The 21,922-nt window shown below is 72.8% G+C and carries 22 protein-coding genes; 15 read left to right on the forward strand and 7 right to left on the reverse strand.

Going from position 1 to position 21,922, the window contains the following annotated elements:
* The first annotated feature begins 6 nt into the window (after positions 1-6).
* The 3 genes from ACFVVA_RS39465 (at position 7) to ACFVVA_RS39475 (ending at position 4,997) form a co-directional block, all read left to right on the forward strand.
* Positions 7-1,581, forward strand: coding sequence for an SCO6880 family protein (locus ACFVVA_RS39465; RefSeq protein ID WP_387695509.1), 1,575 nt, complete (start codon positions 7-9; stop codon positions 1,579-1,581).
* A gap of 70 nt (positions 1,582-1,651) precedes the next feature.
* The gene (locus ACFVVA_RS39470) at positions 1,652-3,001 is read left to right on the forward strand and encodes an ATP-binding protein (protein WP_387695510.1); all 1,350 of its coding nucleotides are present in this window, start codon (positions 1,652-1,654) and stop codon (positions 2,999-3,001) included.
* A 196-nt stretch (positions 3,002-3,197) separates the two neighbouring features.
* On the forward strand, positions 3,198-4,997 hold the full coding sequence (locus ACFVVA_RS39475) for a bifunctional metallophosphatase/5'-nucleotidase (protein WP_387695511.1): 1,800 nt from the start codon (positions 3,198-3,200) through the stop codon (positions 4,995-4,997).
* On the opposite strand, the gene ACFVVA_RS39480 is transcribed toward ACFVVA_RS39475, so the two are convergent.
* The 5 genes from ACFVVA_RS39480 to ACFVVA_RS39500 all read right to left on the reverse strand — a co-directional run bounded on the left by ACFVVA_RS39480 (position 4,904) and on the right by ACFVVA_RS39500 (position 10,651).
* Complete coding sequence (locus tag ACFVVA_RS39480; RefSeq protein WP_387695512.1) at positions 4,904-6,514, reverse strand: sensor histidine kinase; 1,611 nt, start codon at positions 6,512-6,514, stop codon at positions 4,904-4,906. The genes ACFVVA_RS39475 and ACFVVA_RS39480 overlap by 94 nt on opposite strands.
* Positions 6,511-7,281: a response regulator transcription factor gene (locus tag ACFVVA_RS39485; protein ID WP_359915066.1), complete on the reverse strand. Its 771-nt coding sequence runs from the start codon at positions 7,279-7,281 to the stop codon at positions 6,511-6,513. The genes ACFVVA_RS39480 and ACFVVA_RS39485 overlap by 4 nt, the downstream gene beginning before the upstream one ends.
* A 68-nt stretch (positions 7,282-7,349) precedes the next feature.
* Entirely contained in the window at positions 7,350-8,597 is a 1,248-nt protein-coding gene (locus tag ACFVVA_RS39490) for a S1C family serine protease (protein ID WP_387695513.1), read from the reverse strand.
* Positions 8,598-8,712: 115 nt separating this feature from the next.
* Positions 8,713-9,771 (reverse strand): LacI family DNA-binding transcriptional regulator, encoded by a 1,059-nt coding sequence (locus ACFVVA_RS39495; protein WP_387695514.1) that lies wholly within the window; start codon positions 9,769-9,771, stop codon positions 8,713-8,715.
* A 148-nt stretch (positions 9,772-9,919) separates the two neighbouring features.
* Positions 9,920-10,651: a response regulator transcription factor gene (locus ACFVVA_RS39500; RefSeq protein ID WP_387695515.1), complete on the reverse strand. Its 732-nt coding sequence runs from the start codon at positions 10,649-10,651 to the stop codon at positions 9,920-9,922.
* Between the two features lie 718 nt (positions 10,652-11,369).
* Between ACFVVA_RS39500 and ACFVVA_RS39505 the strand changes: the two genes are divergently transcribed.
* The 7 genes from ACFVVA_RS39505 to ACFVVA_RS39535 all read left to right on the forward strand — a co-directional run bounded on the left by ACFVVA_RS39505 (position 11,370) and on the right by ACFVVA_RS39535 (position 16,215).
* A complete protein-coding gene (locus tag ACFVVA_RS39505) occupies positions 11,370-11,663 on the forward strand; it encodes a MoaD/ThiS family protein (protein ID WP_387695516.1) in 294 nt (97 codons plus the stop codon).
* Between the two features lie 5 nt (positions 11,664-11,668).
* A complete protein-coding gene (locus ACFVVA_RS39510; RefSeq protein WP_387695517.1) occupies positions 11,669-13,198 on the forward strand; it encodes a hypothetical protein in 1,530 nt (509 codons plus the stop codon).
* A gap of 193 nt (positions 13,199-13,391) precedes the next feature.
* Positions 13,392-14,123, forward strand: a complete 732-nt coding sequence (locus ACFVVA_RS39515) for a DUF2993 domain-containing protein (RefSeq protein ID WP_387695519.1) — start codon at positions 13,392-13,394, stop codon at positions 14,121-14,123.
* Positions 14,124-14,377: 254 nt separating this feature from the next.
* Positions 14,378-14,458, forward strand: a complete 81-nt coding sequence (locus ACFVVA_RS39520; protein ID WP_353652343.1) for an Ms5788A family Cys-rich leader peptide — start codon at positions 14,378-14,380, stop codon at positions 14,456-14,458.
* Positions 14,459-14,691: 233 nt separating this feature from the next.
* The gene (locus ACFVVA_RS39525; protein WP_380354414.1) at positions 14,692-15,525 is read left to right on the forward strand and encodes a sulfurtransferase; all 834 of its coding nucleotides are present in this window, start codon (positions 14,692-14,694) and stop codon (positions 15,523-15,525) included.
* Between the two features lie 53 nt (positions 15,526-15,578).
* Positions 15,579-15,869, forward strand: coding sequence for a DUF1416 domain-containing protein (locus tag ACFVVA_RS39530; RefSeq protein ID WP_030059605.1), 291 nt, complete (start codon positions 15,579-15,581; stop codon positions 15,867-15,869).
* A 73-nt stretch (positions 15,870-15,942) separates the two neighbouring features.
* Positions 15,943-16,215 (forward strand): DUF3099 domain-containing protein, encoded by a 273-nt coding sequence (locus ACFVVA_RS39535; protein ID WP_359909413.1) that lies wholly within the window; start codon positions 15,943-15,945, stop codon positions 16,213-16,215.
* Between the two features lie 14 nt (positions 16,216-16,229).
* Here the strand turns inward: ACFVVA_RS39535 and ACFVVA_RS39540 are convergent, their stop codons facing one another.
* On the reverse strand, positions 16,230-16,592 hold the full coding sequence (locus ACFVVA_RS39540; protein WP_359909410.1) for a DsrE family protein: 363 nt from the start codon (positions 16,590-16,592) through the stop codon (positions 16,230-16,232).
* Positions 16,593-16,940: 348 nt separating this feature from the next.
* On the opposite strand from ACFVVA_RS39540, the gene ACFVVA_RS39545 reads away from it, so the two are divergent.
* The 3 genes from ACFVVA_RS39545 (at position 16,941) to ACFVVA_RS39555 (ending at position 19,106) form a co-directional block, all read left to right on the forward strand.
* Complete coding sequence (locus tag ACFVVA_RS39545; protein ID WP_359909407.1) at positions 16,941-17,543, forward strand: FABP family protein; 603 nt, start codon at positions 16,941-16,943, stop codon at positions 17,541-17,543.
* 116 nt (positions 17,544-17,659) lie between these two features.
* The gene (locus ACFVVA_RS39550) at positions 17,660-18,124 is read left to right on the forward strand and encodes a Fur family transcriptional regulator (protein WP_387695520.1); all 465 of its coding nucleotides are present in this window, start codon (positions 17,660-17,662) and stop codon (positions 18,122-18,124) included.
* A 19-nt stretch (positions 18,125-18,143) separates the two neighbouring features.
* The gene (locus ACFVVA_RS39555) at positions 18,144-19,106 is read left to right on the forward strand and encodes a folate-binding protein (protein ID WP_359909431.1); all 963 of its coding nucleotides are present in this window, start codon (positions 18,144-18,146) and stop codon (positions 19,104-19,106) included.
* 7 nt (positions 19,107-19,113) lie between these two features.
* Here ACFVVA_RS39555 and dtd read toward each other — a convergent pair whose 3' ends face one another.
* Positions 19,114-19,554 carry a D-aminoacyl-tRNA deacylase gene (gene dtd, locus ACFVVA_RS39560; protein WP_387695521.1) on the reverse strand — a complete coding sequence of 147 codons (441 nt, stop codon included), beginning with the start codon at positions 19,552-19,554 and terminating at the stop codon, positions 19,114-19,116.
* Between the two features lie 624 nt (positions 19,555-20,178).
* Between dtd and ACFVVA_RS39565 the strand changes: the two genes are divergently transcribed.
* On the forward strand, positions 20,179-20,799 hold the full coding sequence (locus tag ACFVVA_RS39565; RefSeq protein WP_387695522.1) for an ABC transporter substrate-binding protein: 621 nt from the start codon (positions 20,179-20,181) through the stop codon (positions 20,797-20,799).
* A 72-nt stretch (positions 20,800-20,871) separates the two neighbouring features.
* Positions 20,872-21,831, forward strand: coding sequence for an asparaginase (locus ACFVVA_RS39570; RefSeq protein WP_387695523.1), 960 nt, complete (start codon positions 20,872-20,874; stop codon positions 21,829-21,831).
* Positions 21,832-21,922: the final 91 nt, after the last annotated feature.

Consider the following 21,922-nt stretch of genomic DNA (forward strand, 5'->3'; position numbering starts at 1 on the left):
GGGTAAGTGAGCAGTGAACCGCTCGGCCAGTACGGTGCCCAGTACGCCCAGCCGTACGTGCACCAGCGCCGCACCTACCTGATCGGCAAGGCCCGCCCGAACGCGCCGATCGGCCGGAACCGGGAGTCCGGCGAGATCGTGCTGATCATCTTCGGGGCCTTCCTCGGCATGCTCTGGGGCCTGCTGATGCCGGTCCTGCCACTGCGGATCGGCGGTCTGGTCGGTCTGCCGGCGCTCGCCATCGCGGCGGTGTACGTGCCGTACCGCAGGCGGACGTTCTACAAGTGGGTGGAGATCAACCGCACCTACCGTCGGACGGTCCGCAGCGGGCGGGCGGTGTGGCGTTCGGACGTGATGGACGCCGGCACCCGGCTGGACGGCCGGGAGGTTGAGGTGGGCCCGCCGCCCGGGGTGGGGCGGCTGCGCTGGCTGGCGGCGCCGTTCGGGCCGGACGAGGTCGGGGTGCTGATGCACCTGGAGCGGCGTACGGTGACGGCCGCGATCGAGATCGAGGGTCCGGGTGTCGGTCTGCGCGACTCGGAGGACCAGGAGGCCCTGGTCGACCGGTTCGGGACGCTGCTGAAGCACGTCGCCAACGGGGACGGTTTCGTGACCCGGTTGCAGATCCTGGCCCGGACCCTGCCGGCGGACCCGGACGCGCACGCCAAGGACGTCGAGCGGCGCGGTGACCCGTCCTCGCCGCGCTGGCTGCAGGACTCGTACGACCAGCTCCAGTCGATGGTGTCGACCTCCTCGGAGCAGCACCGGGCGTACCTGGTGGCCTGCATGCACTACACCCGTGACCTGGCGGCCGAGGCGCACGCGATGGGCCGGACGGCCACCGGGCGGCGGGCGCGGGACGACGAGGGGCTGGCGGCCGTGATGGCGCGCGAGCTGACGGACATCTGCGCCCGGCTGGCCGAGGCGGACATCCGGGTGCGCCAGCCGCTGGGCCAGGCCCGGCTGTCCTCGCTGCTGCACTCGATGTACGACCCGGACCACCCGATCGACCACATCCAGGCGATGTCCCGGCGCAACGCCTGGCCGGCCGAGCTGGACGCGACGCAGCCGCAGTACCTGCAGGCGAAGACCCGCGAGTCGGCGACCCGGGAGCCGTGGTGCCACGCCACCGCGTGGGTCAAGGAGTGGCCGCTCACCCCGGTGGGCGTCAACTTCCTGGCGCCGCTGCTGGTGCACACCCCGGACGTGATCCGGACGGTGGCGGTGACGATGGACCTGGAGCCCACCGACGTCGCGATCGAGCGGATGCTGACCGAGAAGACCAACGACGAGGCCGAGGCCAGCCGTGCGGCCAAGATGAACCGCACGGTGGACCCGCGCGACCTGGCCCACACCGGCCGGGTGGACCAGCGCGGCGACGACCTGGCCTCCGGCGCGGCCGGGGTGAACCTGGTCGGCTACATCACGGTCTCCTCGCGCAACCCCGACGCGCTGGCCCGCGACAAGCGGACCATCCGGGCCTCGGCCGGCAAGAGCTACCTCAAGCTGGAGTGGTGCGACCGCGAGCACCACCGGGCTTTCGTCAACACCCTCCCGTTCGCCACCGGCATCCGCCGCTGAGCGCACCGGCCGACCCGCGCACCCGCGCACCCGCACGTCCGTCCACCGCTGACCCGTCAGGAGACCGCCCATGGCGCTCGGCAACCTCACCGATGCGTTCACCAGCCTGATGTTCGGCAAGGTGGAGACCACCCGCCTGCCGGTGCGCACCTCCACCGGCCAGGCGCAGGCCGTCTACCTGCCCACCGCCGCCCCGGGGCTGGGGGACTCGGGTGTGATCATCGGCCGCGAGGTGTACAGCGGCAAGGGGTACGTGTACGACCCGTTCCAGCTGTACGGGCAGCAGCTGCCCGCCCCGCACTGGCTGGTGCTCGGGGAGTCCGGCAACGGCAAGTCGGCGCTGGAGAAGACGTACGTGCTGCGGCAGCTGAGGTTCCGTGACCGCCAGGTCGTGGTGCTGGACGCGCAGGGCGAGGACGGTGTGGGCGAGTGGAACCTGATCGCCAACGCGCTGGGCATAAAGCCGGTCCGGCTGGACCCGATGGCGGCCCGGGACGGCGGGGTGAAGCTCAACCCGCTGGACCCGGCGATCACCCAGACCGGCCAGCTGTCGCTGCTGCGCACCATCGTCGAGGTGGCGATGGGGCGCGGGCTGGAGGAGCGGGCCGGCTTCGCGCTGAAGGCCGCGCACGCCCATGTGGTGGCCTCGGTGCAGGACCGCCAGCCGGTGCTGAACGACATCATCGACACCCTGCGCAGCCCCGAGCTGTCCTCGGTGGAGTCGCTGGGCGTGGCGGTGGACGAGGTGCAGTCCTGGGGCCTGGACGTGGCGCTGGTGCTGGACCGGCTGGTCGACGGTGACCTGCGCGGCATGTTCGACGGGTCGACCACCGACGGCATCGACCTGGACGCGCCGCTGATCGTCTTCGACCTCTCGCACATCGACCGCAACTCGATCGCGATGCCGATCCTGATGGCGATCGTCGGGGTGTGGCTGGAGCACACCTGGATCCGGCCGGACCGGAAGAAGCGCATCTTCCTGGTCGAGGAGGCCTGGCACATCATCAACAGCCCGTTCGTGGCCCAGCTGTTCCAGCGGCTGCTGAAGTTCGGCCGCCGGCTCGGCCTGTCCTTCGTGGCGGTGGTGCACCACCTGTCCGACGTGGTGGACGGCGCGGCCGCGAAGGAGGCCTCGGCGATCCTGAAGATGGCCTCCACCCGGACGATCTACATGCAGAAGGCCGAGGAGGCGCGGGCCACCGGCCGGGTGCTGGGCCTGCCGCGCTGGGCGGTGGAGATCATTCCCACCCTGTCGCCGGGCATCGCGGTCTGGGACGTCAACGGCAACGTCCAGGTGGTCAAGCACATCATCACCGAGGCCGAGCGTCCGCTGGTCTACACCGACCGCGCGATGACCGAGGATGCGGTGGCCGAACGGGTGCGTGCGGAACGGCAGTTGGCTGCCGAGCCGGGCGTCTGAGCGGGGTCGTCGGGGCGCTTCCGCGCGGTCTCCGCATCCGGCGGACGGCGACGGTTCGTCAGTAGGTAATCCTCTCGTTACGTTCGACGTCCTGACAGCTACGCGCGTTGACCCTAGGCTTCGCAGTCGCAACACATGTTCGAACGCCGATGCTGTCCACAGCCGGTGCTCCTTCCAAGGTGCAGGGGAACCCTTCATGCTCACCGTCAGATCCCGACGGACGGCGCTCGCCGTCGTCGCCGCCGCAGGTCTGTTCGGCACGGTGGTCGTGCCGACGGCCGCCCAGGCCGCCGACGCCGACGCCAAGCGCCACAAGACCGTCAACCTCCAGCTGCTGGCGATCAACGACTTCCACGGCAACCTGGAGCCCCCGGCCGGTTCGTCCGGCACGATCAAGGAGATCGATCCGGCCACCGGCAAGGAGGTCGCCACCCCGGCCGGCGGCATCGAGTACCTGGCCACCGAGCTGCGCAAGGCGCGCATCCCGGCCGACGACTCGATCACCGTCGCGGCCGGCGACATCATCGGCGCCAGCCCGCTCACCTCGGCGCTCTTCCACGACGAGCCGACCATCGAGGCGATGGACAAGCTCGGCCTGGACGTCACCTCCGTGGGCAACCACGAGTTCGACGAGGGCGCGCAGGAGCTGCGCCGCATGCAGGACGGCGGCTGCCACCCGACCGACGGCTGCTACGAGCCCGGCCGCACTTTCAAGGGCGCCAACTTCAACTACCTGTCGGCCAACGTCACCGACGAGAAGACCGGCAAGCCGCTGCTGGCCCCGTACTGGATCACCAAGTCCCAGGGCGTGAAGGTCGGCTTCATCGGCGTCACCCTGGAGGGCACGCCGAACATCGTGACCGCCGAGGGCGTCAAGGGCCTGAAGTTCGCCAACGAGGTCACCACGATCAACAAGTACGCCGCCGAGCTCAAGGCCAAGGGCGTCAACTCGATCGTCGCGCTGATCCACGAGGGCGGGTACCCGGCCAGCAGCGTCTACAACTACGACTGCGGCGCGGCCGGCCAGGGCATCTCCGGCCCGATCGTCGACATCGCCAAGAAGATCGACCCGGCGGTCGGCGCCATCGTCACCGGCCACACCCACAACGCGTACGCCTGCAGCATCCCCGACCCCAACGGCGTCCCGCGCTCGGTGACCAGTGCCGCCTCCTTCGGCCGGCTCTTCACCGAGATCGACATGAAGCTGGACAAGACCACCGGCGAGATCGTGCGTCCCTCGGTCAAGGCCGAGAACCACGTGGTGCGCCGCACGGTCGAGAAGGCGCCCGACATGACGGCGCTGGTCGACCGCTACTCCAAGCTGGCCGCCCCGATCGCCAACCGTCCGATCGGCTACATCGCCTCGGACATCAACGGCCGCGGCAACAGCGACCTGGAGAAGCCGCTCGGTGACGTGATCGCCGACGCGCAGCTCGCCGGGCTCGCCCCGGCCGACAAGGGCGGCGCGCAGGTCGCCTTCATGAACCCCGGCGGCATTCGCTCCGACCTGGTCTACAAGGCCTCCGGCGCCGAGGGCGACGGCGTGGTGACCTACGGCGAGGCGTTCACCGTCCAGCCGTTCACCAACATGATGCAGGTCAAGACGCTGACCGGCGCCCAGCTGATCCAGCTGCTCCAGCAGCAGGTGAGCGGCTCCAACACCGCCGCGCCGAAGGTCCTCCAGGTGTCCTCGAACCTGCACTACACCCTGGACATGCGCAAGACCGGCGCGGACCGGGTGGTCCTGGACTCGGTCCGGCTGAACGGTGCCCCGGTCGACCCGGCCGCCACCTACCGGGTCGCGGCCAACGAGTTCCTGGCCGGCGGCGGCGACGGCTTCCCGGCCTTCGCGGCCGGCACCGACAAGCTGGTCGGCGCCTCGGACCTGGACGTCTTCGCGACCTACCTGAGCGCCCACAGCTCGGCGGCCTCGCCGCTCCAGGCCCCGGCGCAGGACCGGATCAAGATCATCGGCCCGGGCAGCGACATCGACTGACCGTAAGCCGGCCCGGGAGGGGCGGGGCCGCCGGGCAGCCGGACGGTGGCCAGCGCGCCCGGGCCGCCGTCGCCCGCCGGACCGAGCGTGACCTCGCCGCCCGCCTCCCGGACGCTCTGCGCGACGATCGACAGCCCGAGGCCGGAGCCGGGCAGCTGGCGCGAGGAGGGCGAGCGCCAGAACCGGTCGAAGACGTACTGGAGCTCGTCCGGAGGGATCCCGGGGCCGTGGTCGCGGACGGTCAGCACGCCCTGGTGCAGCCGGACCTCGATGGTGCCGCCGGGCGGGCTGTACTTGACCGCGTTGTCCAGCAGGTTGATCACCGCGCGTTCCAGCCCGGCCGCGTCGCCGTGCACGTACCAGGGCTCGGTGTCGGTCTCGAACACCAGGCCCGGGCCGCGCAGCTCGGCCCGCTCGACGGCCCGTCCGGCGATCTCGTGCAGGGCGACCACGGTGAGGGCCGGGCCGCTCTTCGGGGTGTCCGGGCGGGAGAGCTGGAGCAGGTCGCCGATCAGCAGGGTGAGCTCCTGCATCTGCGACTTCATGTTGCCGAGCAGCTTGGTCTTGGTCGCGGCGGGCAGCGGGCGGCCGGTGTCGTTGCTGCGGATCAGCAGGTCGACGTTGGTGCGCAGGGAGGTCAGCGGGGTGCGGAGCTCGTGCCCGGCGTCGGCTATCAGCCGGGTCTGCCGCTCGCGGGAGTTGGCGAGGGCGGTGCTCATCGAGTTGAAGGAGGTGGAGAGCCGGGCGATCTCGTCGTCCCCGTGGACCGGGATGGTGCTGCCGACCTCCTCGGTCCGGGCGATGTGCTCGACGGCGTCGGTGAGCTGGTCGACGGGCTTCAGGGCGGAGCGGGCGACCAAGCGGCCGGCGACGGCGGCGAGCAGGATGCCGCCGACGGAGACCGAGGCGAGGAGGATGGCGAGGCCCTGGAGGGAGTCCTCGACGGGTTGGGTGGAGGTGGCCACCATCAGCAGAGCGGGGCGTGACGAGAAGTGGGTCAGTGAAATACGGACGACCGCAGGAGTACCGTCGGTGAATTGGCCGTCACGGATGATCGATTGGCCGTTCCTGAGGCTGAACCCCGCCGAGTCACCGGGCATGACTACGATCGCCTTGGTCGCGTACGGGGGCAGGCAGACACCCGCCGGATTGGCCACGACGTACTGGGTGTCCCTGACGACTGCTGCGCTGTTCTCCGTAGCTGTGCTGCTCGGCTGGTTCTGCAGGGCGAGATCCGGCGTCGCGTAGCACGGGAGGCTGAGCACCCCGCGGGGCGGCGGCGGCAGCGTCGCGCCGGCCAGGTCGGCCCGCACCTGCCCGTACAGCTGCTTCTCCACGATGAACCAGCACGCCAGTGCCGACAGCGCGATCGCCACCGCCACCGCCGCCGCGCTCAGGAAGATGAGGCGGCTGCGCAGGGAGCGGGAGCGGAACCAGTGGAGGAGGCGCTGTCGGCGGTCGGGCGTGCGGGGCCGGGCCTGCGGAGGGGTCAGCGGAGGGGGCGGAACGTTGTTCACGCGCTCGTGCCGGCGGCCTGGCGCAGGGCGTAGCCGACGCCGCGTACGGTCTGGATCAGGCGGGGCATGCCGCCCTGCTCGGTCTTGCGGCGCAGGTACATCACGTACACGTCCAGGGAGTTGGAGGAGGGCTCGAAGTCGAAGCCCCAGACCGCCTTGAGGATCTGTTCGCGGGTGAGGACCTGGCGGGGGTGGGCGAGGAACATCTCCAGCAGCATGAACTCGGTGCGGGTGAGCTCGATCGGCTTGCCGGCCCGGGTGACCTCGCGGGTGGCGGTGTTCATCCGCAGGTCGGCGAAGGAGAGGACCTCGCTCTCGTCCTCGACGGCGGCGCGGGCGGCGGCCTCGGCGGCGAGGGCGTTGCGGCGCAGCAGGGCGCGGACGCGGGCGAGCAGTTCGTCGAGCTCGAAGGGCTTGGCGAGGTAGTCGTCGGCGCCGACGTCGAGGCCGGTGACGCGGTCGCCGACGGCGTCGCGGGCGGTCAGCATCAGGACCGGGACGGTGTCGCCGCGCGAGCGCATCCGGCGGACGGCGGTGAGGCCGTCCATCCGGGGCATCATGATGTCCAGCAGGACGAGGTCGGGCCGGTCGCGTTCGACGGATTCCAGGGCCTCGTAGCCGTCGGTGGCGGTGGCGACCTCGTACCCCTCGAAGGCGAGGCTGCTCTCCAGGGCGTCCCGGAGGGCGGGTTCGTCGTCGACCACGAGGAGCCGGGCGGAGGGGTGGCCGGCCTCGGCGGTGGTGCGGTCGTCGGCGGACGGGGTCATGGGCGGGTGCCCTTTCTCGTCGGGTGGAGGGCCTGCTGGGAGCAATTGTCCGTCTCAGCGAGTGTGGCTCACAGGTTCTGGCCGGCTTCGAGTTTCGGCAGGACCTGCTTGATGTCGTTGATCGGGATGGCGAAGCCGAGGCCGACGCTGCCGGCCGAGCCGCCGCCGGAGGAGCCGGAGCCGCCGGGCGCGTACATCGCCGAGTTGACGGCGATGACCTGGCCGCCGGCGTTGATCAGCGGGCCGCCGGAGTTTCCGGGGTTGAGCGCGGCGTCGGTCTGGAAGGCCTTGTAGGTGGTGCTGCTGCCGCCGGTGGGCTGCGGGGTGGTGCCGCGCAGGCCGGGGACGCCGGGCAGGAAGGGGAGGCCGAAGCCGCCGTTGTTGCTGGTGCTGCCCTCGTCGAGCTGGACGGTGACGTCGCGGTTCTCGGCGCTGATGATGCCGGAGGTGACGGTGCCGGTGAGTCCGTCGGGGTTGCCGATGGCGACGACCGGGTCGCCGACGGCCACGGCGGAGGAGTCGCCGAGGACGGCGGGGGTGAGGTTCTTGGCGCCGGTCGCGGTGATCACGGCGACGTCGAGGGCCTTGTCGGTGCCGGTGACGGTGGCCTGGGCGGTGGAGCCGTCCTTGAAGGTGACGGTGATCCGGCCGCCGGCGGTCGCGGTGTCGATCACGTGGTAGTTGGTGAGGATCCGGCCGTCGGTGTCGAGGACGACGCCGGTGCCGGTGGCGGTGCCGTTGCCGTTCTTGACGGTGATCTGGACGGTGCTGGGCGAGACGGCGGCGGCGATGGCGGCCACGTCGGCGCTGCCGTCGGAGCGGGCGGAGACCGGGCTGGCGATGGTGCCGACGCGGTTGTCGGTGCCCTGCCGGTCGGTGGCGACCAGGCCGCCGGTGACCCCGCCGAGGACGGCGGCGATCGCGGCGACGGCGGTGACCAGGGCGAGCCGCCCGCGCAGCAGTCCGCGCCGGGCCCGGTTGCCGTGGTCGCCGGGGCCCTCGGGGGAGCCCGGCCCGAGGATCGTGGGCGGCTCGGGCGGGGTGGGCGGGGGCGGCGGCGGGCCGTCGAAGACGCCGCCGGAGTGGTCCTCGCGGTAGCCGTACCCGGCCGGGCCGGTGGTGCCGTGGGCGCCGGGGGTCGGGCCGCCGCCGAGCACGGTGCCCTCGATCACCCGGGGCTCCGGGGCCCGGTCCGGGCCCTGCTGCTCGTACTGGCCGTACTGGCTGTACTGGCTGTACTGCTGGTGCTGCGGGTGGGACGCGTGGGGCTCGTACGGGCCGTACTGCTCGCCGGGGTACCGCTGCTGTTCGCTCATGCCGACCAAGCTCGTCCCGCTGCATGAGGAGTGCATGAGAACCGGCTCAGAACGGGGAGAGAAGCCCGTTGGATTCTCATAAAGCCTGGTCAGGCGGCCTGCCGAGCGGAATCGGCTACTCCGGTACGGATCGGTCCGGGGCGGAGCCGCCGCAGCCGCAGGAGCGGCGGATGACCAGCCGGGACGGGAAGGTGCGGACCCGCTCGGTGTCCGAGCCGGGCACCATCAGCGAGTCGTCCAGCACCAGGTCCACGGCGGCCCGGGCCATCGCGTCGCGGTCGGAGGCGACGGTGGTCAGCGGCGGGTCGGCGAGCGCGGCCTCCGGCACGTCGTCGAAGCCGGCCACCGCGAGGTCCTCCGGGACCCGCAGGCCGACCTCGCGGGCGGCCCGCAGCACGCCGATCGCCTGGTCGTCGGTGGAGCAGAAGATCGCCCGCGGCCGGTCCGGCGAGCGGAGCAGGCCGAGCGCGACGTCGTAGGCGCCGTAGCGGTGGAAGGGCGCGTCGATCAGGTGCGGCTCGGTGGGGATGCCGTGCGCGTCCATGGCGCGCTGCCAGCCCTCGACGTGGTCGATGACCGGGTCGCCGGGGGCGGGGGACTCGACCGGGCCGCCGAAGCAGGCCACGTACGGGTGCCCGTGCACCTCCAGCAGGTGGCGGACCACGGCCTCGGCGCCCGCCACGTCGTCGGTGACCACCGCGACGTCGTCGATCGCCTCGGGCCGGCGGTGCAGCAGCACCACCTTGGCGCCCTCCATCGCGGCGAACTCCTCGGCGGCGCGCTGCGAGGGGCCCTGGCTGACCAGGATCAGGCCGGAGACGCGCATCCCGAGGAACGCGCGGACGTAGTGCACCTCGCGGTCGTCCACGTAGTCGGAGTTGCCGATCAGCACGAGCTTGCCGCGGTCGGAGGCGGCCCGTTCCACGGCGTGCGCCATCTCGGCGAAGAAGGGCTGGCGGGCGTCCGGGACGACCATGCCGATCAGGTTGGTGCGGCGGGAGGCCATCGCCTGGGCGACGCTGTTCGGCCGGTAGCCGAGCTGCTCGATCGCCGCGAGGACCTTCTCCCGGGTCGCGGGCGCGACCGGGCGCGGCCCGTTGTTGATGACGTAGCTGACGACCGCGGTCGAGGTACCAGCCAGCCGGGCTACATCGTCGCGCGTCACTTTGGCCACGGGGGGAGTCTACGCGTGTGGCCTCCGGGGCGGCAGTGGGGTCCGGGGCCCTGTTCGGCAGGCCGACGGGCCCCTCCGGGAGGAACCGGACAAGCCGGGCGGGCCGCGGCCCGCCCGGCTCCGGAGCGGTGTCCGGGCGGGCCCGGGCTCAGGCGTCCAGGTGGGTGGCGGGGCGCTGGGCGAGCTCCGGCCGCTCGCCCTTCTCGGGTTTCTCCGGGACGACGAAGCGGTAGCCGACGTTGCGCACGGTGCCGATCAGCTGCTCGTGCTCCACGCCGAGCTTGGCGCGCAGCCGCCGGACGTGCACGTCCACGGTCCGGGTGCCGCCGAAGTAGTCGTAGCCCCAGACCTCCTGGAGCAGCTGCGCCCGGGTGAAGACCCGGCCGGGGTGCTGCGCGAGGTACTTGATCAGCTCGAACTCCTTGAAGGTGAGGTCGAGCGCCCGGCCCTTGAGCTTGGCGGAGTAGGTGGCCTCGTCGACCGAGAGGTCGCCGTTGCGGATCTCCATCGGGCTGTCGTCGGTGACGACCTGGAGGCGGCCGAGGGCGAGCCGCAGCCGGGCCTCGACCTCGGCCGGGCCGGCGGTGTCCAGCAGGACGTCGTCGATGCCCCACTCGGCGGTGACGGCGGCCAGGCCGCCCTCGGTCACCACCAGGATCAGCGGGCAGCCGATGCCGGTGGAGCGCAGCAGCTGGCAGAGGCTGCGGATCTGCGGCAGGTCACGCCGGCCGTCGACCAGGATGACGTCCGCGCTGGGGGTGTCCACCAGGGCCGCGCCCTCGGCGGGCGCCACCCGGACGTTGTGGAGCAGCAGTCCGAGGGCGGGCAGCACCTCGGCGGAGGGTTGCAGCGCATTGGTGAGGAGGAGGAGAGAACTCATGCCCGGTGGTCCCCTTTCCGGGTCGTCGCGGTCGCGTTACGGCTGCCGCCACAGCCGGATGGCGCACGTGCTGAGGGGGAGGGGAGGACGACGGTCGGCCGCGGCGGACCGGGGGAGCGGACGGCGAGCAGGGCGCGACGGCGGGTCGGCCGGGGGTCCCGCAACCCCTGGCGCACCGTTTCTGCCCTGTTCATCACCGCGAACCCTCCGGTCTGGTCCGGTGCCGGGTGGCGGCCCGGTGCCGGTGGCGGTGCCCCGGCCGGCCGGGGCACGTCGTTGTGCCGCGTCAGGCGGGGTGGTTCCTGCTGCGCGCCGGGGGTGGGCCGACGAATCGCAAGAACGTCCGTACTGGCGTCCTGAAAGCACAAAAGGACCCGGGGGCGACTCTGCCCGGATCCCTCTTGGTGGTCGAGGATAGCCGACCGCCCCCTCCACCGGGAGTGCGGGAATCCGGCGGTTCGCCCAATTCGGGCGTGCGCCGGGTGAGGCTGGACACAGCTTCGAGCGCCGGTCCGGCGCACCTCGGTGGCGCTCCGGTGCCTTTCTCCGGGCCGGCCCGGCCAGGGCGATTGCCGCTCGTGGCGGTGGACACGCCATCATGGGACGCACATCGAAGGCGCTGTTCGGGTCCATCGTTCGGGTGGTCGGGCGGCCGCTGAGGTGTCGAGCCGGACCGGGACACCGGCACCGGGCGAGGACGACGAGAAGGGGTGGCCCGATGGGCGTGACCACCGAGCCCGCGAGCGGCGCCCGGGCGCGCGGGACGATCCGCTACTGGGCGGCGGCGAAGTCCGAGGCCGGGCTGGCCGAGGAGGCGTACGAGGCGGCGACCCTGGCGGAGGCGCTGACGGCGGCCAGGGAGCGGCACGCCGACCGGCCGAAGCTCGTCCGGCTGCTCGGGCACTGCTCGTACCTGGTCGACGGGGCCCAGGTGGGCGGCCGCGACCACGCGACCGTCGCCCTGACCGAGGGCGGGACGGTGGAGGTCCTCCCCCCGTTCGCGGGAGGCTGAGCGGCGTGACGGACATGAACAACCCGAACGACCCGAACGACCCGAACCGCGGCGGCTACGGCGGATGGCCGCAGCAGCCCCACCAGCCGCAGCAGCCGTACCCGCCCCGGGCACAGCAGCAGCACCCGCAGCACCCGCAGCAGCACCCGCACCCGCAGCAGTCGCACGTCCCGCAGCAGCAGCCGGGCCACCCGTCGCCGTACGGTTTCCCGGTGGACGACGCTGCGGCGACCACGGTGATGCCGCCGGTGCCCGCGTTCGACGACGGGGCCGCGACCACGGTGATGCCGCCGGTGCGGGCCGTGGACGACGCCGAGGTGACGGCGCTGCTTCCGCCGGTGGTGGTGTCCGGTTCGGTGCCGGTCGCGCCGCCCCGGTCGCACCAGCCCCACCAGCAGCAGTTCCAGCCGCAGCCCCGGCTCCACCAGCCGCAACAGCCTCAGCCTTACCAGCAGCAGCCCCAACAGTTCCAGCCGCAGCAGCCGCCGCAGCAACCCCAGCCGCCGCAGCAGCCGCAGTCGAGGCAGCAGCGGCGTCGGCAGTCGGGGCAGCCGGAGCAGCCGGTGCAGCCCCAGCCGGACCCGACGATCCAGCTCCAGCTCCAGCAGCCGTCGAGGCCGCGGGCCCGGCACGCGGCCCCTGCGGCGCAGCCGGCTCCCGCGCCGCAGCCGGCGGAGGCTTTCGATCCGCCGACCATGACGCTCAAGCGCCCGACCGCCCCCGGCGTGCCGGGTCCGGCCGGGGCCCCCGGCCCGCTGGGTGTTCCCGCCGCGGCGCCGTTCCCGGTCGTCCCGCCGTCGTCCGCGCCGTCCGCGGGCCCGCGCGGCCGGACCGGCTCGCCGATCATCGATCCGGGCCTGCAGCCGGCCCTGATCACCGCCGGTGCGGCCGCGCTGCTGGCCGGCGGTGCCGCGCTCGGGCAGGTCGCGCTGGCCCTGGTGGTCGCGCTGCTCCAGCTGCTGACGGCGGCCGGCTGGTTCCGGCTGAACGGCATGTGGCCGGCCCGGCAGGGCATCCTGCTCGCCGCGCTGGCCGGTCTCACGGCGGACGTGGCGGTGCTGCTGGCGGACTCCGACGGCGGCGTGGCGGCGGTGGTGGGCACCCTGGGCGGGTTCTTCCTGCTCGTCCTGGTGCTTCAGACGTTCCGTCCGTCGGATCCGAAGGAGCGGTTCTACGCGCTGACCGTGCTCGGCTCGGCCACCGTGGTGACCGCGCTGTGCACCATGCTGCTGCTGGCCGACTGGGTGCCGGCCGCGGTGGGCGCGGTGGCGCTGGCCACCCTGCTGGCCGCGGCGCCGCTGCCCGGACCGAAGCAGCTGGGCCCGGTGCTGGGTCTGGCCGCGGCGGTGGTCCTGGGCCTGCTGGTCGGGGCGCCGGTGGCGCTCGGTGCGCTGGCCGGGCTGGGTGCGCTGGTCGGCCGCCGGGTCGCGGCGTACGACTTCCCGTCCCGCTTCGTGCACATGACGGCGGGGGTGGCGCTGCCGCTGGCGGTGGCCGCGCCGCTGATCTGGATCGCCACCGAGCTGCTGGCCTGATTCTCCCGTCCGCTGCGCGCAGGGTCGGATTCCGGCTCCGGAACCATGTTCCGGGGCCGGACGTCGTACGGTCGTGCGAGGGCGGACGTGTCCCGCGTCCGCCGCGGAACGACGAGCGACCCACTGCGAACGACCGACTGCGAACGATTTCAGCGACGAACGACCACAGCGAGCGGCGACGACGGGGGACACGATGCGCGGATGGCTGAAGGCCACGATCGGCCTGGCGGTGCTCTCGGGCCTGCTGCTGGGGGCCGACCGGATCGCGGTGGGCGTGGCCGAGGACGAGGCCGCCGACCGGATCGTGAAGAGCGGCCGGATGAGCCAGCGCCCGGACGTCTCGATCGAGGGCTTCCCGTTCCTCACCCAGGTGGTGTCGATGAAGCTGGACGACGTCCGGATCTCCTCCGACGGCCTGACCGTCGGGGACGGCAGTCACCAGGTGGCGCTGCACTCGTTCAAGGCGCAGCTGTCCGGCGTCAAGGTCAGCGACAGCATGAGCAGTGCCACGGTGGACAGCGGCACCGGCAGCGGGGTGATCTCGTACCCGGACCTCGCGCAGTTGCTGCCGCCGGCCTCCCAGCTGCTGCACGGGGCCAAGCTGCCGGTGGGCGGCAGCTCGCGGCTGACGCTGTCCTACGCCGGTCCGGGCAAGGTCAAGGCCTCGCTGGGGCCGATCGCGATCGGCGAGGGCACGGTGCACAACAAGGGGAACACCGTCACGGTGGACGGTTTCCGGCTGAGCTCGCTGGCGGGGTTGGTGGCCGGTGCCACCAACCAGCAGCTGGAGCCGATGAGCTTCACCCTGGACTCGCTGCCGGCCGGGCTGAAGCTGGCCGACAAGGACGGCGGCAGCGGGGTGACGCCGCTGCCGGAGGGCCTCCAGCTGGCCTTCGACGGCAAGGGCGTCAAGCTGCTGGGCTGATCCCCGGCCGGTCCTGGTTCCAGTCCCTGTCTCCGGTCCCGTTCCCGGGCCGCCGAATCGTTCCGCTCCGCGAGACGCGCTGTCCAGCGCGGACCGCGGAGCGGTGCCGTTTCCGCCCCGCGCATGCGTTCGGACGGCTTCGGTGCGGGCTCCCGCGGGCCGGTCCGGGGCTAAATCCCATCATGCGGTCGTTTCGATCCCACCATTCGATACGCTGATGACAGCGGGCCTCCGGTGTCCCTAGCATCGTCGGCATGAAGCGACAGACGGACCTCACGAAGCGGCGGGCGGTAGACCTGTGCCGCGTGTCCGCCTGTCTGTGTCGAATGCGCTGATTCGGCGCTCCGGCTGGGCAGTTGAAGCCCGCCGCCGATCTTTCCGGTGACCGCGTCCGGCTCTGTGAGCGGGCGGTCGCCGAGGTACTCCGCAGTTCACTGCCCGGCCGCGCCGGTCCGCCCCCTCGTCCCGGTATTCGGACAGGATTTCGGACCGCGCCCACTCGGGCACCCTGCAGCACCCTCCTGAGCAGCACCTTCCGTACAACCGCCCTCGGATGGAGAACCCCACCATGAGCCGCAGCGACGTCCTGGTCGACGCCGACTGGGTCCAGGCCCGCCTGGACGACCCGAAGGTCGTGATCGTCGAGGTCGACGAGGACACCTCCGCGTACGACAAGAACCACATCCGCAACGCCGTCCGGATCGACTGGAAGCAGGACCTCCAGGACCCGGTCCGCCGCGACTTCATCGACCAGGCCGGCTTCGAGGCGCTGCTCAGCGCCAAGGGCATCGCCAACGACGACACCGTCGTCCTGTACGGCGGCAACAACAACTGGTTCGCCTCGTACGCCTACTGGTACTTCAAGCTGTACGGCCACGGCGACGTCCGCCTGCTGGACGGCGGCCGCAAGAAGTGGGAGCTGGACTCCCGCGACCTGGTCGCCGAGGTGCCGGCCCGCCCCGCCACCGAGTACACGGCGCAGGCCGTCGATTCCTCGATCCGCGCCTTCCGCGACGACGTGCTCGCCGCCATCGGCACCCTGAACCTGGTCGACGTCCGCTCGCCCGACGAGTTCTCCGGCAAGCTGCTGGCCCCGGCCCACCTCCCGCAGGAGCAGTCGCAGCGCCCCGGCCACGTGCCGAGCGCCCGCAACATCCCGTGGGCCAAGAACGCCAACGACGACGGCACCTTCAAGAGCGACGACGAGCTCAAGGCGCTGTACGAGGCCGAGGGCATCGACCTGGCCAAGGACACCATCGCCTACTGCCGCATCGGCGAGCGCTCCGCGCTCACCTGGTTCGTGCTGCACGAGCTGCTCGGCCAGGAGAACGTCAAGAACTACGACGGCTCGTGGACCGAGTACGGCAGCCTGGTCGGCGTGCCGATCGAGCTCGGCAACTGAGCCCAGGCCCGACCCGTAAGTCAGAAGGCCAGTAAGTCAGAAGGTAGGCAGACATGTGCGGTGCGAAGGCCGGCGGCCCGGACCTGGCAGGAGTTGACGTGGCGAACGAGACGATCATCCAGGGTTCGGTGACCCGCGACGGTGAGCCGGTCAACGGCTACGTCCGGCTGCTGGACGAGGGCGGTGAGTTCACGGCCGAGGTGCCCACCTCGGCGACCGGCCAGTTCCGGTTCTTCGCCCGCCCGGGCAAGTGGACCCTGCGCGCGCTGGTGCCGGGCCAGACCGTGGACCGCCAGGTGGTGGCCTCCCAGGGCACCGCCGTCGAGGTCGCGATCGCGGTCTGACCGGAGCCGCGACGTTCCCGGATCATCCCGAGGGCCCCTGCCGTGCAGGGGCCCTCGGTCGTACCGTGGAGGGGTGCAGGCAAGGCGGCGGCGTCGCTACTACTTCGCCATGATGGGCGTGTGCCTGGGCCTGTTCGTCATGGCCTGGGGCGTGGTGCGGTTCTTCTCGGTGGGCGCGGCGATCGGCATGTGCGTGGTCGCGATGGTCATCCCGCCCGCCGCCGCGGTGTTCGCCAACAAGCGGGACCCGGACGACGACTGGTGGGACGACCCGCGCTGGGACGACCCGAAGTGGGACGAGCCCGGCCACGACCGGGACCGCCCCGACCACGAGGAGCACCCGTAGGGCCCGGGGAGGCGTCAGTACACGAGCGCCTGGACGCCGTCCGCCATGATCTCGCTGACGAAGACCTGGGCGCCCGCGATGCGGACACCCTCGACGGTGTCCTTCTGCTCGATCCCGCGCCGGGCCGCGCACTGGGTGCACAGCGTCACCGAGCCGGCCGCCAGGATCGACTCCAGCAGGTCCGGCAGCGGTGCCGCGTGCGGCAGTTCGAACTCCGCCGCCCGGTCCGGCAGCGCGAACCAGGAGGACTCCCCGGTCAGCCAGAGCGAGACGTCGATCCCGCTGGCGACGGCCACCGCCGCCACCGTGAACGCCTGCGAGCACCGCTCCGGCGCGTCCGCCCCTGCGGTGACCTTGATGACCAGTTTCTTCGACATGGCGCCACCATAGAGGTCGGGCCGCCCCCGCCGTCCGGCATCCCCGGAACCCTTGGGCAAAGCTTGGGCAGCCGCGGTGGGGCGGCGCGAACCGCGACGTGGTGGGGCTCACCGCGACCGGCCGGAACCCGGCGGATAGAGTGAGCCGAGCACAATCCACCACACTGTCGCCGCCTGGGAGCCACCCGTGTCCGGTCTGGAAATCTTCTTCGACGGTCTGCTGGCCCTCATGGCCGTGCTGATCACCTGGTTCGCCATCTTCTCGGTGATGAAGCTGTACCAGGGCCAGCGCTGAGCCTGCCGTACGGTTGAGGCAGGCCCACACCGACGAGAACAGCGACCAGGAACATGATCGAGATCCCTTCCGACCTCCACAAGGACGTCGTCCCGCTCGCCTTCCTCCTCGGCACCTGGGAGGGCGCGGGCGTCTACGCCCCTCTGCCGGGTGACGGGGGCCCGGGCGCGGAGAAGTGCAACTTCGGCCAGGAGATCGTGATCCGCCACGACGGCCGCCCCTTCCTGGAGTTCCGCTCCCGCACCTGGGTGCTGAACGAGGAGGGCGAGAAGGTCCGTCCGCTGGAGAACGAGCACGCGTTCTGGCGCATCACCAGCAACCACGACGGCACCAGCGGCGCCCGGGGGATCGAGATCTCCTCCGTGCGCGACGACGGCACGGTCGAGATCTGGTACGGCGAGCTGGCCGACGGCAAGCCGCAGGTCGACGTCTCCACCGACGCGGTCGCCCGGATCGAGGGCTCCCCGGAGTACTCGGGCGGCAAGCGGCTGTACGGCTTCGTCAACGGCGAGCTGCTCTGGGTCGGCGAGAAGGCCGCCCCGAACGTGCCGCTGCGCCCGTACATGTCCGCGCAGCTGAAGAAGGTGCTCAGCCCGGCCCAGCTGATCAAGGACATCAACGACCTGCCGGACGACGGCATCGCGTTCTTCAAGTAGGCCGATGGCGCAGGCCGGTCGCACGACCGGCACTTCCGTGCACGAGGTAGGGACCGGCCCGCGGCCGGTCCCTACACTTGCCCCAGGACCCCCGACCATTGGCAGGGACGAGTACCGTGGCGGACACCGGCACCACCGACTGGCAGCTCTCCGGCGACTGGAAGGCCGACCTGCGCGAACGCGGGTACCGGCTCACCCCGCAGCGCCAGCTCGTGCTGGAGGCCGTCGACGAACTCGACCACGCCACCCCCGACGACATCCTCTGCCACGTCCGCCGGACCGCCAGCGGCGTCAACATCTCCACCGTCTACCGGACCCTGGAGCTGCTGGAGGAGCTGGGGCTGGTGTCGCACGCCCACCTCGGCCACGGCGCCCCGACCTACCACCTGGCCGGCCGCCACCACCACCTGCACCTGGTCTGCCGGGACTGCGAGCAGGTCACCGAGACCAGTACCGAGATCGCCCAGCCGCTGATCGACAGCCTGCGCGAGCGGCACGGCTTCGACACCGACCTCAAGCATTTCGCCATCTTCGGCCGCTGCGCCGACTGCACCGCCAAGGCCGCCGGGGAGCAGCCGTAAGCTGGCCGGTATGACCGGTGTGAAGAGCCCGCTGCTTTCCCTGCCCGGAGCCGTCCCCGCCGAGGGGGCCGACGAGGGTGTTGCCGCCCACTACGGCGACATCTTCCGCGAGCAACGCAACCTGTCGCAGGGCGCCGGCTTCGTCGACCTCTCGCACCGCGGCGTGGTCACCGTGACTGGCCCGGACCGGCTCTCCTGGCTGCACCTGCTGCTCACCCAGCACGTCAGCGAGCTGCCGCCGCAGCAGGCCGCCGAGGCGCTGGTGCTCTCCCCGAACGGGCACGTCGAGCACGCGCTCTACCTGGTGGACGACGGCACCACCACCTGGGCGCACGTCGAGCCGGGCACCCAGGAGGCGCTGGTCGCCTACCTGGACGGCATGCGGTTCTTCTACCGGGTGGAGGTCGCCGACGCGACCGCCGAGTACGCCGTGGTCCACCTGCCGGCCGGCTCCACCGCCTCCGTGGAGGGCGCCGCCGCCGTCCGCGAACTCCCGTACGGGCGTGACCTGTTCGTGCCGCGCGGCGAGCTGGGGCGGCTCACCGCCGGGTACGGCCCGGCGGCCGGGGTCTGGGCGTACGAGGCGCTGCGGATCGAGGGCCACCGGCCCCGGCTGGGCTTCGAGACCGACCACCGGACCATCCCGCACGAGGTGGACTGGCTGCGCACCGCCGTCCACCTGCAGAAGGGCTGCTACCGCGGCCAGGAGACCGTCGCCCGGGTGCACAACCTGGGCCGGCCGCCGCGCCGGCTGGTCTTCCTGCACCTGGACGGCACCGAGGAGTCGCTGCCCCCGCACGGCACCGAGGTGCGGCTGGCCACCGACCCGGACGGGCGGGCGCTGGGCTTCGTGACCTCCTCGGCCCGGCACCACGAGCTGGGGCCGATCGCGCTGGCGATCGTCAAGCGGAACGTCCCGGTGGACGCCGTGCTGCTGGCCGGGACGGTGCCCGGCACCCAGGACGTGATCGTCCCGCAGTAAGGGCCGCTCAGACCTCGACGAGGACGGTGAACGGGCCGTCGTTCACCAGCGCCACCTGCATGTCGGCGCCGAACCGGCCCGTCTCCACCTTGGCGCCCAGCGCCCGCAGCTGCGCCACCACCTCGTCGACCAGCGGCTCGGCGACCGGGCCGGGGGCGGCGGCGTTCCAGGTGGGGCGGCGGCCCTTGCGGGCGTCGCCGTAGAGCGTGAACTGGCTGATCACCAGCAGCGGGGCGCCGAGGTCCGAGCAGCTCTGCTCGACGCCCTCGTCGTTCGCGGGCAGCAGCCGCAGCGTCCAGAGCTTGCGGGCCAGCTGGGCGGCCTTCGCGGGGGTGTCGTCGTGGGTGACGCCGACCAGGGCGCAGAGCCCCGGTCCCTCGATCGCGCCGACGGTCTCACCGGCCACGGTCACCCGGGCCTCGGTCACTCGCTGCACCACTGCTCGCATGCCGCCATTGTGCCGGAGCGCCGTACGGCCCCCGGAGGGCCCCCGGCGGCCGTGGGGGGCCTCCCCGCGCGTCGGCCCGTGCGCCCGTTGCCGCCCGCGCCGGACGCCGTGCGCCCACCGCCCCGGCGCCCCGCGCCCGTCGTGCCTCCGGGCCCGCGCCGCACCCTTCCCGTGCGCCCCGGTTGGCCTCCCCAGGGCGCACACCAGGGGCGCGTGAAGTGGCTCTGAGCGCCCCTGGGTGCGCGCCTGCGCCGAATCGGGCGCTGCTCTTCCTGCGGAAAGGACCGGTCATATCAGCCACCCCTGTTCGCCAGGGGGCCGTTCGGGTGCACGGGCGGTGCGCGTGCGCCGGGCGGGGTGGCACGCTGGTGGACCGTACGAAGGGTCCGGGGCGCCAGGAGGTCCGCCGCGCCGGGCCGGGTTCGGCCTGGCGGTCGAGCCGGTAGGTCAGGCGTCTGGCGGTGCCGCCCCGGTGGGCGGACGCGGCCGGGGACCGGAGCCTCCGGGGGGTTCCCGGGCGTGCCGGTGGACGGGACGTGCGGCCCGTCGGGGGACGGGCCGGACCGGCGGCAGGCACGGGGTGCCGCGAGCGGGCGGGATCGGACGACGTCAGGTGGTTGGGTGATGGACGCGAGCAGCGCGGCGCGGGACCGGTCCGGGCCGGTGGTGCGGCCCCCCGGGGCCCCGTACGGCCCGGCGGCGGGCGCGGGGGACGAACCCGACCTGGAGCGGCTGGGCCTGGAGCAGCTGCGGGTGCTGCGCCGGGAGACCCTGGAGCAGGAGGCCGACCTGTCGTACCTGCGGCGGCTGCTGCACGGGCGGATGGACATCCTGCGCGCCGAACTCGACCGGCGGCCCGGAGCGGGCCCGGTCCGTACCGCCGGCCCGTCCGGCCCCGAGCCGGCCCCCGGCGACCTGCTGGACCGGTTGCCCGCGATCCTGACCGACGCGCCCTCCACCGTGCGGCGCTCGGCCCGGCACGTCACCCTCGGCCCGCCGCGCACCCGGGAGTCCGGGCTGGAGGCGGACGCCCTGATGGGCGACGTCCAGCTCGCCGACCTGGCCGCGCACCCGGCCGAGGAGCTGCTGGCCGCGCTGGAGCGGCTGCGGGCGCACGAGCGGGAGGTGTCCGGACGGCGCCAGCGGCTGCTGCGCACGGCCGACGGTTGCAATGCCGAGATCACCCGCAGGTACCGTGATGGGGAAGCACGGGTCGACGACCTGCTCGCAGGGGGGCCGCTCTGACCGGGTGAGTCGCCGCGGGCGGTGGGCCCGGCTCACGCCCGGCCCACCCTCGCCCCGGAAGGCTCACCCGCCATGTCCCTGCCCGCCACCACGCCCGTTCTCGCCGAGGTCGTGCGCTCCGGTTTCGTCGAGGGCCGCCACCGCGGCTCCCTGGTGCTGCTCGCGGCCGACGGCTCGGTCGAGTTCGCGCTCGGCGACCCGGACGCCCCGGTCTTCCCGCGGTCGACCGCCAAGCCGTTCCAGGCGGTGGCCACGCTGCGGGCCGGGCTGGCGATCGAGGGCGAGCTGCTGGCGCTGGCGGCCTCCAGCCACTCCGCAGAATCGTTTCACCTCGATGGTGTGCGGAGCATCCTCGGCTCCGCCGGGCTCGACGAGTCGGCCCTGCGCACCCCGGCCGACCTGCCGCTGGACGAGACCGAGGCGGAGCTGCTGCTCGCCGGCGGCGGCGGCCGCGCCCCGATCCTGATGGACTGCTCCGGCAAGCACGCCGGCTGGCTGGCCGCCTGCACGGCCAACGGCTGGGACACCGAGAGCTACCTCGACCCGGCCCACCCGATCCAGCGGCTGGCCCGCGAGGCCCTGGAGGAGGCCACCGGCGAGACCGCCGCCCACGCCGGGGTGGACGGCTGCGGCGCGCCGCTGCTGGCCGTGTCGCTGACCGGGCTGGCCCGCGGCTACCGCGGCCTGGTGCTGGCCGCCGAGGGCACCGAGCCGCGTCGCGTCGCCGACGCGATGCGCGCCCACCCCGAGTACGTGGCCGGCACCCGCCGGGCCGACACCCGGCTGATGCGGGCGGTACCGGGAGCGCTGTCCAAGATGGGCGCCGAGGCCGTCCAGGTGGTCGCGCTGCCGGACGGGCGGGCGCTGGCCTTCAAGATCGAGGACGGCGGCGAGCGGGCCCGCGGCCCGGTGCTGGCGGCGGCGCTGCGCCGGCTCGGGGTGACGGGGGCGGACGGGACCGTCGAGCGGATCGGCGCCGCCCCGTTGCTCGGCGGCGGCGTGCCGGTCGGCGAGGTGCGGGCGGCGTTCTAGCGCGTGTCTCGTAATTGATCTCGGCAGGGGCTATTTCTCGTCGGCTCGCAGCCACAGGATCAGTGAGGCGAGGACGACGCCGGCTCGGTAG

It is taken from the genome of Kitasatospora sp. NPDC058048, assembly GCF_042885555.1.
Taxonomy (GTDB): Bacteria; Actinomycetota; Actinomycetes; order Streptomycetales; family Streptomycetaceae; genus Kitasatospora; species Kitasatospora lactacystinica.